The organism is Leifsonia sp. NPDC058248, assembly GCF_042881905.1.
GTDB lineage: Bacteria > Actinomycetota > Actinomycetes > Actinomycetales > Microbacteriaceae > Leifsonia.
Map to the genome: position 1 here is coordinate 68,461 of NZ_JBHVXB010000007.1, position 14,388 is coordinate 82,848.

Consider the following 14,388-nt stretch of genomic DNA (forward strand, 5'->3'; position numbering starts at 1 on the left):
GACCCTATTTGACGATGATGGAGGTGAGCTGGCTGAGCGGCTCGCTGAGGGCGTTGACCTCGTCGGAGAGCTCCTTGACCTGGCTCGTGCTCAGCTCGGTGTAGCTGACGAACCCGTCGCCCTTCTTGTACTGGGCGAGCAGCTTCTGGATCGCGGCGAACTCGGTGTCGAGCTTCGACACGATCTGCTTGCCGTTCTGGCCTTTGCTGTCGGCGATCCCGCGGACGATGCCGTAGGCGACATTTGCCCCTTCGACGTTGGCCTGGAAGTCCCACAGGTCGGTGTGCGAGAACGTCTCCTCCTCGCCGGTGATCTTGCTGCGGGAGACCTCCTCCATCAGGCCGATCGCTCCGTTGGAGATCTGGTCGATGGTAAGGGTGAAGTCCTTGGCCGTGACCAGATCCGACAGCTTCCGGGTGTCGGCGACGAGCTGCGTGCCGAGCTGCTCACGTGTGGCGGCATCCGAAGGCGTGAACCCGGCCGGCGCCCAGAGGTCCTTCTCGATGCGGTGCCAGCCGGTCCAGGCCTGGCCGCTCTCGACGTCGGCCTCGCGCAGGTCGAGCGCCGGATCGATGTCGCCGAACTGCTCGGCGGTGGGCTCGATGCGCTCGTAGAACGCGCGCGCCGAGGCGTACTGCGAACGGGCGGCCGCGTCGTCGCCGGCCTCGTAGGCGGTGGCGAAGGAGCCGGTGGCGGTGACCAGCTGAGCGGTCTGCTCCTTCACGTAGGCGATGTAGTTGGTGACGGCCTGGTCGACCTGCTTGGACTGGTCGGCGGTCGACGTCTTGCCCGTCCCTTTGGTGACGGTGAAGGCGGCGAGGTGCGCGGGGGAGCCGGTCATGCCCTTGCGGCAGGCGGTGAAGTAGGCGCCCTCGGGGAGCTGCACGACATAGTTGACGGTTGTGCCCGGGCCGATGTTCTCCTTCTCGCCCGCGATGCGCAGCTTGTCGCTCGCCAGGATCTCGAACTCGTTCACGTCGGTGCCCGTGTTGGTGACCTGGAACGTGATCGCACCGCTCGGAGCGGAGTTCTGCGACACGGTGCATTTCGTGTCGGTCAGGGCGACCGCGAGCGCCTCTGCGTCGGCGGACGCGCGGTTCGGAACGCAGCCGCTGAGGGCGAGCGCGATCGTCGCGGCGCCGGCCAGGGTGCCGGTGAGTGCGGCGATGGAACGTCTTCTGGGCATGGTGATGGTTTCTTCCTCGGTGATTCGGGTGCTCGGGATGCTCGGCCGAGCGGTCAGGAGGCGACGGTCTGGGCCGCGGACTCGGCGACGGGCGTGTCCGCGGGCGCTGACGCGGGGGCCCGGACGGGCCGCGGCGAGCCGGCGATGTGCTGCCGCACGTAGAAGCAGGTGACCACGGCGATGTACGCGACCCATCCGCCCATCTGGAGCCAGGTGGGGGACGGATTGAAGTTGACGATGCCCTGCAGAACGGTGCCGTACCAGCTGGAGGCCGGGATCATCCCGCTGATGTCGTAGGCGTGGATGCCCGCTCCCGGCAGGAGGCCCGCCTCCTGCAGGTCGCCGATGCCGTAGGCGAAGACGCCGCCTGCGACCAGGATCAGGAACCCTCCGGTCCAGGTGAAGAAGGTGCCGAGGTTGATCTTCACGAACCCGCGGTAGAGCAGGTAGCCGAGGACGACGGCGGTGAGGATGCCCAGCAGGGCGCCGACGGCCGGCTCCCAGCTGCCGCCGACCGAGGCGACCGTGGCCCAGACGAACAGCGCGGTCTCGATCCCCTCGCGGCCGACGCTCAGCATGGCGACGATCACGACTCCCCAGCCGGCTCCGAGCAGCGCGGCGTCGAGCCGATTGTGAAGGGTGCTCTTCATCGAGCGGGCGGTCCGGCCCATCCAGAAGATCATCCAGGTGACGAAGCCGACCGCGACGATCGAGAGGCCGCCGCCGACAAGTTCCTGTGCTTCGAAGCTCAGGCCGTACGGTCCCCAGGTGAGCAGGGCGCCGAGACCGAGGGGCACGACCACGGCCACGCCGATGCCGAACCAGAGTTTTCGCAGAACGTCCTGACGCTTCACTTTGACGATGTAGGCGACGAGGATGCCGACCACGAGGGCCGCTTCGAGGCCTTCGCGGAGGCCGATGAGGTAGTTCGCGAGCACAGTGGACTTTCGGAATGGAGTGTCGGGGGGATGTTGGTAAGGCTAACCTTACCCAATCGACTCTAAACAACTCATCCCCGATCTGTCTAGGTAGGATTCGAGAATGCTCAGCCGGATCGTCACCTACGTGCTGCTCTTCCTCGCGGGCGCGGTGATCGGCGGCGTCGGCACGATCGCGCACCAGTCGACGGTGCACGCGGGAATCGACTGGCCCTGGGCCCTCGTCGCCTCGCTCACGGCGTTCGCCTCGCTGCTGACGGGGCTCCGGCTGCTCGCGAGCAGCCGCATCCCGGCGCTGATCGCGGCGCTCGGGACGATCGCCGTGGTGCTGCTCTTCACGCAGAAGAGCGCGGGGGGCTCCGTGCTCATCCCGGACAACGTGCTCGGCCAGCTCTGGCTGGCCGGTCCCATCGTGATCGCGGCGATCGTGCTCGCCTGGCCCGACCTGGGAGCTCGCCGGCGCCGCGCTCCTCGCACCGAAACGGCCTAAGCTGGACGAGTAACTCTCGCGAAGGGAAACCCTGCACTGTGACCTACGTCATCGCCCTCCCCTGCGTCGACGTGAAAGACCGGGCCTGTATCGACGAATGCCCGGTCGATTGCATCTACGAGGGCGAACGGTCGCTCTACATCCACCCCGATGAGTGCGTCGACTGCGGTGCGTGCGAGCCGGTGTGCCCGGTCGAGGCGATCTACTACGAAGACGACCTCCCCGAGCAGTGGGCCGACTACTACAAGGCCAATGTGGAGTTCTTCGACGACATCGGTTCGCCCGGCGGCGCCGCCAAGGTGGGCGTGATCGCCAAGGACCACCCGCTCATCGCCGCCCTCCCGCCCCAGGCGCACTAGCCCCGTGGCGCTGGGAGAGCTCCCCGACTACCCCTGGGACCAGCTGGCGCCGTTCGCCGCCCGGGCCAGGGAGCACGTAGACGGTCTCGTCGACCTGTCGATCGGTTCGCCGGTCGACCCGACGCCCGACCTCATCCGGAACGCCCTGGCCGCGGCGACGGACGCCCACGCCTACCCGCAGACGGTCGGCACCCCGGCGCTACGCGAGGCCGTCGTCGAGTGGTTCGAGCGCCGTCGCGGCGTCACCGGGCTCACCGTCGACCACGTGCTGCCCACCATCGGCTCCAAAGAGCTGGTGGCCTTCCTGCCGTTCATGCTCGGGCTCGGCGAGGGGGATGCCGTTGTGCATCCGCGAGCCGCCTACCCGACCTACGCGATCGGCGCCGCGATGGCAGGCGCGCAGGCGATCGCGAGCGACGATCCCGCCGAGTGGCCCGCGAACACGCGGCTCGTCTGGCTGAACAGCCCGGGCAATCCGGATGGCCGGGTGCTGTCGGTCGATGAGCTGCGGGCTGCCGTCACCCGCGCCCGGGAGCTCGGGGCGATCGTCGCCAGCGACGAGTGCTACGCCGAGCTGGGCTGGGATGCTCCGTGGGACGCCGAGCGCATTCCGAGCGTGCTCGATCCGCGGGTGATCGGAGACGACCGCCACGACGTCATCGCCGTCTACTCGCTCAGCAAGCAGTCGAATCTCGCCGGGTACCGGGCCGCCTTCGTCGCCGGCTGCCGCACCGTGCTCGGCCGGCTGCTCACCGTGCGCAAGCACGCCGGCCTCATGCTCCCGGCGCCGCTGCAGGCCGCGATGGTCGTCGCGCTCGGCGACGACGGCCACGTGCAGCTGCAGCGCGAGCGGTACCGCGCCCGTCGTGCCGTTCTCAAGCCGGCCCTCGAATCCGCGGCATTCCGGATCGACCGCAGTGAGGCCGGACTCTACCTCTGGGCGACCGAGGGGCGTGACGCGTGGGAGAGCATCGGTCGGCTCGCCGACCTCGGCATCCTCGCCGGACCGGGTGTCTTCTACGGCGACTTCCACCCCCGGCACGTGCGCCTCTCGCTCACCGCGACCGACGAGCGCATCGCCGCCGCGGCGACCCGGCTGCGGGCCGTTGGAGACTCCCTCTAACGGCGATCGGCGCCATTTGCACGATGCGACAGTTGCCCGGGTCGGCCGTTAGGCTGTATCCGCACGACTTTTGCAGCGCTGCCACGAACGGCGCGAACCATCCCACTACCCAGGAGGCGTTGTGAGCGGACTCGGCACCGAGAAGGCATCGACCGAGCAGGCGCGGACTCAGCCCGACCAGACCATGGCCGCGCCGAGCGAAGCGGCCCAGGCTCAGCCGGCGCCGGGCGCCGAGCCGAAGGCCACGCTCACCTTCCCCGGTGGTTCCGCCGAGTTCCCGATCCTGTCGAGCACCAGCGGCGCCTCCAGCATCGACTTCTCGAGCCTCACCCGCCAGACCGGGCTCACCAGCCTCGACCACGGTTTCGTGAACACGGCCGCCACGAAGTCGGCGATCACCTACATCGACGGCGATGCGGGCATCCTGCGCTACCGCGGTTACCCGATCGAGCAGGTCGCCGAGAACTCCACGTTCCTCGAGGTGGCCTGGCTTCTCATCTACGGCGAGCTGCCGACCCCGTCGGAGCTCGCCGCGTTCGACGAGCGGATCCGCCGCCACACCCTGCTGCACGAAGACCTGCGCCGTTTCTTCGGCGCCCTCCCGCACGACGCCCACCCGATGTCGGTGCTCTCGAGTGCGGTGTCCGCGCTGTCCACGTTCTACCAGGACTCGCTGAGCGTGCACGACCCGGAGCAGATCGAGCTCTCCACCGTCCGCCTCCTGGCCAAGCTGCCCGTGATCGCGGCCTACGCCCACAAGAAGAGCGTCGGTCAGGCGTTCCTCTACCCCGACAACTCGCTGAGCTTCGTCGACAACTTCCTGCGCCTCAACTTCGGCACCATGGCCGAGCCGTACGAGGTCGACCCGGTGCTCTCGAAGGCGCTGGAGCGGCTCCTCATCCTCCACGAGGACCACGAGCAGAACGCGTCCACCTCGACCGTGCGGCTGGTCGGCTCCACCCAGGCCAACCTCTTCGCCTCGGTCTCGGCCGGCATCAACGCCCTCTACGGCCCGCTGCACGGCGGCGCCAACGAGGCCGTCCTCGACATGCTGGCGGGCATCCGCGACTCGGGTGAGAGCGTGCAGAAGTTCGTCGAGCGGGTGAAGAACAAAGAAGAGGGTGTCAAGCTCATGGGCTTCGGACACCGCGTCTACAAGAATTTCGACCCGCGCGCCCGGCTCGTCAAGCAGAGCGCCGACGAGGTCCTCGCGGCGCTCGGCGTGCACGACCCGATGCTCGACATCGCCAAGGAGCTCGAGGAGGTCGCGCTCGCCGACTCCTACTTCATCGACCGCAAGCTCTACCCGAACGTCGACTTCTACACGGGCGTCATCTACAAAGCGATGGGCTTCCCCACGCGAATGTTCACGGTGCTGTTCGCGATCGGCCGGCTTCCCGGCTGGATCGCCCACTGGCGCGAGATGAACACCGACACCGCCACGAAGATCGGGCGCCCCCAGCAGCTCTACGTCGGCAGCGACGAGCGCTCCTGGCCGGGCACCCGCTGATCGGCGACACCATGACCGACGATTCCGGCGATGAGCCAGACGGCGTGAGCATCGAGTTGTCGCACGACGAGGCGCTGGTGCTCTTCGAGTGGCTGGCGCACCGGGATGAGGCGGGCGACCTCCCGCTCGAAGACCAGGCGGAGCAGCGCGTGCTGTGGGACATCCACGCGGGGCTCGAGAGCACCCTCGAGGAGCCGTTCCGGCCCGACTACGCCAAGCTCCTGGCAGCCGCACGCAACCGCGTCCGCGACGCCACCGAGTAGCAGCGTGCCGGCCGCCGGCCAGCAGCCGGCCCGCAATCCGCGATCCGCAGGTCAGCCGGTCGGTCGCAGCGTGAGCGTCTGATCCACCGCGCCCTTCACTGCTTTCGGGCTGAACGGCCACGGCCGGGTCTTGTTGTGCTGCCACAACGGCGTCTGGTCCGCGTAGTTCGCGTTGAAGGCGTGCCCGGATGCTCCGGTGAGGTTGACCCAGGTGCTCTTGTCGAAGTCCGAGAGGTCGATGACCTGCCGCATCGAGGGCAGCCAGTCGACCCCGTAGCCGACGGACGCGTCCCACCCCACGGCGTCGACCACGCTGGAGCCGCCGCCGACGGGATACGGGCCGCGGTTGAAGAGCCATTCGATCGGTGCGATGCCGGAAGTTCCGAAGCTGGCATTGGTCAGTTCGAGGGTGTGGATGCGGTCCCACCGCCACGATGCCGCGTCGCCGCCCAGGAGGCGGTTGGCCTCGGACCACGCCTGGTCGGCAGCGTGGGCGAACATCTCGTCCCGGTCGGCGACGCCGAGCTTCTTGTCCGTCCACCAGGGGGAGTCCGGCTGCGCGGCGAGGCTCTGCACGACGGCGAACCAGCGGTCTCCGCCGACGGGCGGCGCCGCAGCGGGGAGCTTGCGACCGAAGGCGTCGACGAGGAGGTTGCGCCAGAAGATGTTGAAATAGGCCGCCGCGGCGCTGTCGGCGTCGTCGTGGTAGTTCCAGCCGGCCAGCAGCCGCGCTCCCTGGTAGGCGCCCGACGACGGATCGGCGGCTGTGCCGATCGCGCGCAGGATCGGCACGAGAGCGGCCGCGTTCGCGTCGTATTTGTCGGACTGGATGGCCGCGAAATCGGCCGCGGTGACCTTCTTCCCCGACGCGAGAAGGGCGTGCAGCCGCAGCTGGATCTCGTTGGCGCGGTACCCGTAGTCCCAATCGCGGGTGATCAGCTCCGGGTACTCCGGTCCGACCGCCGCGTTGTTGGCGGTGACGATGTACCCGCTCGGCGGGTTGCGCACCGACGGCAGGTCGGCATATGGGATGTAGCCCGTCCAGCCGTACGCGCTCGTCCAGCCGGGGACCGGCATGGTCCCGTCTCCGGATGCTCGGACCGGGATGAGTCCGGGCGCCTGGTAGCCGATGTTCCCGTCGACATCGGCGTAGACGAGGTTCTGCGACGGCACCTGGAACTTCGCGGCGGCTGCGCGGAAGCTCGACCAGTCGGTCGCGGTGTCGAAGGCGAAGACCGCACTGGCGGTCGGGCCGGGCGTGAGGGCGGTCCACTGCAGCGAGAGCTGGAACTTCTCGGCCGGGACCTTGAGCCGGCCGGCCTGGTCTTTGGCGATGGCGGCGAAGCCGTCGCTGAGGTCCGTGACGATCGGGCCGTGCCGCGTCGAGCGCACGGTGAGATGCACCGGCTCGCCTCCGGCGACTTCGATGGTCTCCCTGCGGATCGTCAGCGGAACCTGCTTGCCGTCGTACTCGTAGGTGTTCCCGGTGACCTTCTCCTCGTAGAGGTCGGCGACGTCCGGCCCCAGGTTGGTGAAGCCCCACGCGATGCGGTCGTTGTGACCGATGATCACGCCCGGGAGTCCGGAGAAGCTGTACCCGGCGACGTCGAACGGGCAGTCGGCGGAGACGGTCCGGCAGTGCAGACCGACCTGGTACCAGACCGAGGGCATCGCCGCGCCGAGGTGCGGATCGTTGGCCAGCAGAGGCTTGCCGCTGGCCGTGTGCGCGCCGGAGACGACCCACGAGTTCGAGCCGATGTCGCTGCCCGCCGGGCCCATCAGCGTGGGCAGGGCGTCGAGCGAAGAGGCCAGCTCGGTGAGTGCGGCGCCGTACTGCGGTGGCGTCTGCGTCTGCTGCGAGGTCGTCTGCTGCGCGGTCGTCTGCTGCGCGGGCGCCGAAGGCGCCGCCCCGGACGCCGCCGCCGTGCCGCTCGGCTTCGCGTCGGGAGTCGTCGCAGCCGGGTCGCCTGCGCCTTCGGCGGTCACCGTCGGATGCTGCCCGAACGCGTACTCCGGATGCAGCTGCGCGATCTGGGTGGGAGAGAGCTTGGCCGACAGCAGCGCCCTGTCGATCTCGTCCTCGAGGTTGGAGCGGAGGTCCCACGCCATCGCCTTCAGCCACGAGACGGAGTCGGCCGGCGTCCACGGCTCGGGGGAGTATCCGGGGTTCTGGAGGCCCAGCACGACGTACTCCAGCGACAGCTCAGGGCCCCTGTGGGTCGCGAGATAGGCGTTCACTCCGTCGGCGTAGTCCTGGTAGTAGCGCAGCGATGTCTTGTCGAGGAGCTTCACCTCCTTCTCGGCGACGGAGCGCCAGCCGAGCGTGCGGATGAAGGTGTCGGTCGGCACCTGGCTCGGGCCGAACATCTCGGAGAGCCGCCCGGCCGTGACGTGCCGGCGGAAGTCCATCTCCCAGAACCGGTCCTGCGCGTGCACGAAGCCCTGCGCGCGGAACAGGTCGTCGGCCGTCGAAGCCTCGATCTGCGGGATGCCCGCATCGTCGCGGTACACGGTGACGGCCTTCTCGAACCCGGGGACGTCGATCGTCCCGGAGGTCTGCGGGAACGATCGCACCACGGTCCAGAAGCCGAGACCGCCGGCGATCACCACGACCACGAGGAGCACCGCGACCACGATGCCGATGAACCTCAGAACCCGGTGGTGCCGCCTGAGGCGAGGCGAATCGTCCCCCACAGCACTCCTTCGCTCGTGGTTGCGCTAGCTGTCCTGCGACTGTAACGCATGAGGGTGACGCCGGTCAGTGCGCGTTCAGGCCGGCCCAGGCCATCCGCTCGAGCACGGGTCGCGCCGCGCCGGCGTCGATGCTCGTCCCCGCCGCCCGGACGCTGTGCGGGGTGGAGTTGATGAGTCCGAAGGTGGCCTGGACGCGCATCCGGAGCTCGCCGGCCGGCACGGAGGGGTGCAGTGCTGCGAGGACTTCCATCCAGAGTTCGATGTAGCGCCGCTGCAGCCGCCTCACGGCCCGCCGCTCGGACTCGGGGAGGGCGTCGAGGTCACGGTCCTGCACGCGGATGGTGTCGGGCTCGGTGAGCGCGAAGTCCACGTGGAAGGCGATGAGAGTGCGAAGCGCCGTGGCGGGGTCGGACGCGGCGGTGGCGACTTCGGTGCCTCCGCCGAGCAGGTGCTCGCTCACTCCGACCAGCAGTGCGCCGAGCACGGCCTGCTTGCTGGCGAAGTGCCGGTAGACGGCCGGGCCGCTGACGCCGGCGGCCGAGCCGAGGTCTTCGATCGAGACCCCGTTGAAACCGCGCTCCGCGAACAAGGTGGCCGCGGCTTCGAGGAGGGCGGCGCGGCGGTCGGCCTTGGCCTGGCTGCGCTGCGTCGGGCGCGCCTCGGTCGAGGTGCTCTCTGCGACTTCGGTCATGTTCGGCTCCACCTGCTGGACTTTTCGGTTAATGAACACTAACCTAAAACCGAGTTAGCAGCTACTAACTGAATGTCGATGGAGATCATGCGATGCCAACGCTGACCAGCGCCACGAGCGCGACGGATGCCCGGTACGAGCAGAACGAGGCGGCTCAACGCGCCCTCGTGGCCGACCTGCGCAGCCGCCTCGCCACTGCGGCGGCCGGAGGACCCGAGCGCTCCCGCGAACGTCATGTGGCCCGTGGCAAACTCCTGCCGCGCGAGCGCATCGACGTGCTGCTCGACGAGGGCAGTCCCTTCCTCGAGATCGCGCCGCTCGCGGCCAACGGGATGTACGACGACGAGAGCCCCGCAGCGGGAGTCATCGCCGGCATCGGCCTGGTGAACGGCCGGCACGTGCTGGTGATCTCGAACGACGCCACGGTCAAGGGCGGCACCTACTACCCGATGACGGTGAAGAAGCACCTGCGCGCACAGGAGATCGCATTCGAGAACCGCCTGCCGTGCATCTACCTGGTCGACTCCGGGGGCGCCTACCTGCCGATGCAGGACGAGGTCTTCCCCGACCGCGACCACTTCGGCCGGATCTTCTACAACCAGGCCCGCCTGTCGGCCGCGAAGATCCCGCAGCTCGCCGCCGTGCTCGGCTCGTGCACCGCCGGCGGCGCCTATGTGCCGGCGATGAGCGACGAGACCGTGATCGTCCGCAATCAGGGCACCATTTTCCTCGGCGGACCACCGCTCGTGAAGGCGGCGATCGGCGAAGTCGTCACCGCTGAGGAGCTCGGAGGCGGCGACCTCCACGCCCGCACCTCCGGCGTGGTCGATCACCTGGCCGAGAACGACCGGCACGCCCTGCAGATCGTCCGCGACATCGTGGCGACGCTGCCCGAGCCCGACGCCCCGGCCTGGGAGGTGCTCCCCACGCGCGAGCCCGTCGCCGACCCGGAGGAGCTCTACGGCGTCGTGCCGACCGATGTCCAGGCGCCGTACGACGTGCACGAGGTCATCGCCCGGCTGGTCGACGCGAGCGAGTTCCACGAGTTCAAGCCCGAATACGGCACGACGCTCGTCACGGGGTTCGCCCGCATCCACGGGCATCCGGTGGGCATAGTCGCCAACAACGGCGTCCTGTTCAGCGAGTCGGCGCTCAAAGGCGCCCACTTCATCGAGCTCTGCGACCAGCGCGGTGTTCCGCTCGTGTTCCTCCAGAACATCTCGGGCTTCATGGTCGGCCGCGACTACGAGGCGGGCGGCATCGCCAAGAACGGCGCCAAGATGGTCACCGCGGTCGCGAGCACCCGGGTACCGAAGCTCACGGTCGTGATCGGCGGATCGTTCGGCGCCGGCAACTACTCGATGTGCGGCCGGGCGTACTCGCCGCGCTTCCTCTGGATGTGGCCGGCCAGCCGCATCTCGGTGATGGGCGGTCCGCAGGCCTCGTCCGTGCTCGCCACGGTCAAACGCGAACAGCTCGAAGGCCGCGGCGAAGAGTGGTCCGCCGAGGCGGAGGCGGAGTTCAAAGCGCCGATCGCCGCCCAGTACGAGACCCAGGGGAGCCCGTACTACTCGACGGCCCGGCTCTGGGACGACGGCGTCATCGATCCCGCCGACACGCGCACCGTGCTCGGACTCGCCCTCGACGTGTGCTCGCGCACACCGTTGCCCGACACGGCCTTCGGCCTGTTCCGGATGTGACCCCCATGACATCGATGACTCCCGACACCACCCCGTTCGACACGGTGCTCGTCGCCAACCGCGGTGAGATCGCGTGTCGCGTGATCCGCACGCTGCGCCGCCTCGGCATCCGGTCGGTCGCCGTCTACAGCGACGCCGACCGGGATGCTCCGCACGTGACGCTCGCCGATGTCGCCGTGCGTATCGGCCCGGCGTCCGCCAAGCAGAGCTACCTGAGCATCGAGGCGATCCTCGCCGCCGCCCGCGCGACGGGTGCGACGGCCGTTCATCCGGGCTACGGCTTCCTCTCCGAGAACGCCGCGTTCGCCGCCGCCTGCGAGGAGGCAGGGATCGTGTTCGTCGGACCCGGAGTGCACGCGCTCGACGTGATGGGCGACAAGATCGCTGCCAAACGCGAGGTCGAAGCGCACGGCGTCCCGACCATTCCGGGCATCGCCGAGCCCGGCCTGAGCGACGAGCGGCTGATCGAGGCCGCGTACAGGATCGGCTTCCCGGTGCTGGTCAAGCCGTCGGCGGGCGGCGGCGGCAAGGGCATGCAGGCCGTGCGGGATGCGGCCGACCTCCCCGAGGCTCTCCGTGCGGCCCGCCGCGTGGCCGCGTCCGCGTTCGGAGACGACACCCTCTTCCTGGAGCGGCTCGTCGACACGCCCCGGCACATCGAGGTGCAGGTCCTCGCCGACCGGCACGGCGCGATCGTGCATCTGGGGGAGCGCGAGTGCTCGCTGCAGCGGCGCCATCAGAAGGTCATCGAGGAGGCGCCGTCTCCTCTGCTCGACGCCGAGACGCGTGACCGCATCGGCCGGGCGGCCTGCGCGGTCGCCGCGAGCGTGGACTACGTCGGCGCAGGAACGGTCGAGTTCCTCGTCTCGGACGCAGCGCCCGGCGAGTTCTTCTTCATGGAGATGAACACCCGACTGCAGGTCGAGCATCCGGTCACCGAGCTGGTCACCGGTCTCGACCTGGTGGAGTGGCAGCTGCGCATCGCGGCGGGCGAGCCGCTGGGCTTCGCGCAGGACGAGGTGCGCCTCACCGGTCACGCGATCGAGGCGCGCGTCTACGCCGAGAACCCGGAGCGGGGCTTCCTGCCGGGCGACGGGCAGGTCCTCGCCCTGCACGAACCGCACGGGGCCGGCGTGCGCGTCGACAGCGGACTGGCCGCCGGCAATCCGATCGTCACCGAATACGACCCGATGCTCTCGAAGGTGATCGCCTGGGGCGAGGATCGCGCAACCGCGCTCGCCCGGCTGGATGCGGCGCTCGCCGACACGAGCATCCTCGGAGCCGTCACCAACGTCCGCTGGCTGCGCGACCTGCTCGCCGATCCGGACGTGCGTGCAGGCCGCCTCGACACGACCCTCATCGACCGGCGCTTCTCCGAGCTGGCGCCGAGCGCGCCAGCGACCGACGAGCTCGTCGCGGCGGCGCTGGTCGCGCACCGGGACCGCTGGGCGGAGCATCCGGTCGCCGCTGGTGCGCTCTGGGCGGCCCCGACCGGGTGGCGGATCGGCGACGATCGTCCTGTCGCGTACGACTTCGGAACGGCGATCGTGCGGGTCGAGGGCCACGAGGATGCGCTCGCCGCGTCGAGCGCCACGGTCACCGTCGACGACGGTCCCGTGCACACCGCCGGCCTGCGTGTCCTGCCTCCGGCGAGCGCGGGCGAGCCCGCGACCGCCGTCCTGACGGTCGACGGGGTCACGCGCGCATTAAAGCTCGCCCGCGACGGCGCCTCCATCTGGATCGGCGACGGCGGGAACGCGCGCGAACTGCGCATCCTGGACCGCGCGACACGGCTCGCCCGCGACCTCGCGACGCTCACTCGCGTCGCCGGTGCCGCCGACCCCGAGCTGCGCTCTCCGATGCCGGGCACGGTGGTCACGGTCGCTGCCCAGACCGGCGACGAGGTCGCGGCCGGCGACACCGTGCTCACGGTCGAGGCCATGAAGATGGAGCACCGTCTGGTCGCACCGCTCTCCGGACGCGTGCACGTGCACGTCGCGCCGGGCGACCTCGTGAAGCTCGACCAGCTCGTCGCGATCGTCGAGCCCCAGAACGTAACGCCCACCACCGCGGAACGCACAGCAGCCGAGCCGACACGATCGGCCGCAGCACAGAGAGAAGGAACCCCATGACCATGCAGATGACGCGCACCGGCTCCAACAAACCCACCGGCGCCAACGCCACCGGCGCCAACGCCACCGGCACCAAGGCCACCGGCACCGTCGCCACCGACACCGACGTCGCCGGCTTCGAGCTCACCGACGAGCACCGCCGCCTCCGCGACGAGGTGCGCGACTTCGCCGACCGCGTCGTCGCCCCCGCGGCCTACGACTACGACACGCGTCGCAGCCTGCCGTACGACATCATCGCCGAGATGGGCCGGATGGGCCTGTTCGGTCTCCCGGTGCCCGTCGAGTACGGCGGGCAGGGCAAGGACTACCTGTCGCTCTGCCTCGCCGTCGAGCAGCTCGGCCGCGTCGACCAGAGCATCGGGGTCACCCTCGAAGCCGGCGTCGGCCTCGGAATGATGCCGGTGTTCCGCCACGGCACCGAGGAGCAGAAGCAGGAGTGGCTGCCGATGCTGGCGCGCGGCGAAGCACTCGCCGGGTTCGGCCTCACCGAGGCGGATGCGGGATCGGACGCCGCCGGCACCAAGACCACCGCGGTCCTCCGCGACGGCGACTGGGTCATCAACGGCACCAAGCAGTTCATCACCAACTCCGGCAGCGAGATCACGAAGCTCGTCACCATCACCGCCGTCACCGGCGAGGAGCGCCGGGCGGACGGCTCCATCAAGAAGGAGCTCTCGGCGATCCTGGTGCCGGTGCCCACGCCGGGCTTCGTGCAGGAGGCGTCGTACGACAAGGTCGGCTGGCACACCTCCGACACGCACCCGCTGACCCTCACCGACGTGCGCGTCCCCCAGGCGAACCTCCTCGGAGAGCGCGGACGCGGCTACGCGAACTTCGTCCAGACCCTCGACGAGGGCCGCGTCGCCTTCGCCGCGCTCTGCACCGGCGCCGCTCAGGGCTGCCTCGACGAGGCGATCCGCTACGCCAAGAGCCGCAACGTGTTCGGGCGCTCGATCGGCTCCAACCAGTACATCGCGTTCAAGATCGCCCGGATGCAGGCCCGCGTGCACACCGCACGCCTGGCCTACTACGACGCGTGCTTCAAGCTGATGGCGGGGGTACCGTTCAAGATGGAGGCGTCGATCGCCAAGATGGTCGGCAGCGAGGCCGCGATGGACAACGCCAGGGACGCCACCCAGATCTTCGGCGGCTACGGCTTCATGAACGAGAATCCGGTGGCCCGCCACTATCGTGACTCGAAGATCCTCGAGATCGGCGAAGGCACCACCGAGGTGCAGCTGATGGTGATCTCGCGCGCACTGGGCTTCACCGCGTGAGCTGACCCGTCGAACCCGGAAGGAG

General features: G+C 69.4%; 12 protein-coding genes. 8 read left to right on the plus strand and 4 right to left on the minus strand.

Annotated elements, in window-relative coordinates:
- Window positions 1–4: 4 nt before the first annotated feature.
- Together efeO and efeU are read right to left on the minus strand one after the other, a co-directional pair.
- On the minus strand, window positions 5–1,186 hold the full coding sequence (gene efeO / locus ACFVV5_RS12730) for an iron uptake system protein EfeO (RefSeq protein WP_387244337.1): 1,182 nt from the start codon (window positions 1,184–1,186) through the stop codon (window positions 5–7).
- Window positions 1,187–1,239: 53 nt separating this feature from the next.
- Entirely contained in the window at window positions 1,240–2,124 is an 885-nt protein-coding gene (efeU, locus tag ACFVV5_RS12735) for an iron uptake transporter permease EfeU (RefSeq protein ID WP_387244340.1), read from the minus strand.
- A 103-nt stretch (window positions 2,125–2,227) separates the two neighbouring features.
- On the opposite strand from efeU, the gene ACFVV5_RS12740 reads away from it, so the two are divergent.
- The 5 genes from ACFVV5_RS12740 to ACFVV5_RS12760 all read left to right on the plus strand — a co-directional run bounded on the left by ACFVV5_RS12740 (window position 2,228) and on the right by ACFVV5_RS12760 (window position 5,869).
- Window positions 2,228–2,614 carry a hypothetical protein gene (locus ACFVV5_RS12740; protein ID WP_387244343.1) on the plus strand — a complete coding sequence of 129 codons (387 nt, stop codon included), beginning with the start codon at window positions 2,228–2,230 and terminating at the stop codon, window positions 2,612–2,614.
- Window positions 2,615–2,652: 38 nt separating this feature from the next.
- Window positions 2,653–2,973, plus strand: a complete 321-nt coding sequence (fdxA, locus tag ACFVV5_RS12745; RefSeq protein WP_387244346.1) for a ferredoxin — start codon at window positions 2,653–2,655, stop codon at window positions 2,971–2,973.
- 4 nt (window positions 2,974–2,977) lie between these two features.
- On the plus strand, window positions 2,978–4,096 hold the full coding sequence (gene dapC / locus ACFVV5_RS12750; protein ID WP_387244349.1) for a succinyldiaminopimelate transaminase: 1,119 nt from the start codon (window positions 2,978–2,980) through the stop codon (window positions 4,094–4,096).
- Between the two features lie 184 nt (window positions 4,097–4,280).
- Entirely contained in the window at window positions 4,281–5,606 is a 1,326-nt protein-coding gene (locus ACFVV5_RS12755) for a citrate synthase (RefSeq protein ID WP_387244960.1), read from the plus strand.
- A gap of 11 nt (window positions 5,607–5,617) precedes the next feature.
- Window positions 5,618–5,869 carry a hypothetical protein gene (locus ACFVV5_RS12760; protein WP_387244352.1) on the plus strand — a complete coding sequence of 84 codons (252 nt, stop codon included), beginning with the start codon at window positions 5,618–5,620 and terminating at the stop codon, window positions 5,867–5,869.
- Between the two features lie 51 nt (window positions 5,870–5,920).
- Here the strand turns inward: ACFVV5_RS12760 and ACFVV5_RS12765 are convergent, their stop codons facing one another.
- Together ACFVV5_RS12765 and ACFVV5_RS12770 are read right to left on the minus strand one after the other, a co-directional pair.
- Entirely contained in the window at window positions 5,921–8,563 is a 2,643-nt protein-coding gene (locus ACFVV5_RS12765) for a penicillin acylase family protein (protein WP_387244355.1), read from the minus strand.
- Between the two features lie 64 nt (window positions 8,564–8,627).
- On the minus strand, window positions 8,628–9,254 hold the full coding sequence (locus tag ACFVV5_RS12770) for a TetR/AcrR family transcriptional regulator (RefSeq protein ID WP_387244357.1): 627 nt from the start codon (window positions 9,252–9,254) through the stop codon (window positions 8,628–8,630).
- A 92-nt stretch (window positions 9,255–9,346) separates the two neighbouring features.
- Here ACFVV5_RS12770 and ACFVV5_RS12775 point away from each other — a divergent pair, with 92 nt between their 5' ends.
- From ACFVV5_RS12775 to ACFVV5_RS12785, 3 genes are read left to right on the plus strand one after another with little or no spacing between them, the layout of a single operon-like run.
- On the plus strand, window positions 9,347–10,954 hold the full coding sequence (locus ACFVV5_RS12775) for a carboxyl transferase domain-containing protein (RefSeq protein WP_387244360.1): 1,608 nt from the start codon (window positions 9,347–9,349) through the stop codon (window positions 10,952–10,954).
- Window positions 10,955–10,959: 5 nt separating this feature from the next.
- Window positions 10,960–13,086 (plus strand): biotin carboxylase N-terminal domain-containing protein, encoded by a 2,127-nt coding sequence (locus ACFVV5_RS12780; RefSeq protein WP_387244363.1) that lies wholly within the window; start codon window positions 10,960–10,962, stop codon window positions 13,084–13,086.
- Window positions 13,083–14,363, plus strand: coding sequence for an acyl-CoA dehydrogenase family protein (locus ACFVV5_RS12785; protein ID WP_387244366.1), 1,281 nt, complete (start codon window positions 13,083–13,085; stop codon window positions 14,361–14,363). Before ACFVV5_RS12780 ends, ACFVV5_RS12785 begins: the two co-directional genes overlap by 4 nt.
- The last annotated feature ends 25 nt before the right edge of the window (window positions 14,364–14,388 follow it).

Bases quoted from the DNA above. Each gene is read 5' to 3' on its own strand.
- efeO (WP_387244337.1), bottom strand. From the start codon at position 1,186: ATGCCCAGAAGACGTTCCATCGCCGCACTCACCGGCACCCTGGCCGGC.
- ACFVV5_RS12740 (WP_387244343.1), top strand. From the start codon at position 2,228: ATGCTCAGCCGGATCGTCACCTACGTGCTGCTCTTCCTCGCGGGCGCG.
- ACFVV5_RS12755 (WP_387244960.1), top strand. From the start codon at position 4,281: ATGGCCGCGCCGAGCGAAGCGGCCCAGGCTCAGCCGGCGCCGGGCGCC.
- ACFVV5_RS12760 (WP_387244352.1), top strand. From the start codon at position 5,618: ATGACCGACGATTCCGGCGATGAGCCAGACGGCGTGAGCATCGAGTTG.
- ACFVV5_RS12770 (WP_387244357.1), bottom strand. From the start codon at position 9,254: ATGACCGAAGTCGCAGAGAGCACCTCGACCGAGGCGCGCCCGACGCAG.
- ACFVV5_RS12775 (WP_387244360.1), top strand. From the start codon at position 9,347: ATGCCAACGCTGACCAGCGCCACGAGCGCGACGGATGCCCGGTACGAG.
- ACFVV5_RS12780 (WP_387244363.1), top strand. From the start codon at position 10,960: ATGACATCGATGACTCCCGACACCACCCCGTTCGACACGGTGCTCGTC.
- ACFVV5_RS12785 (WP_387244366.1), top strand. From the start codon at position 13,083: ATGACCATGCAGATGACGCGCACCGGCTCCAACAAACCCACCGGCGCC.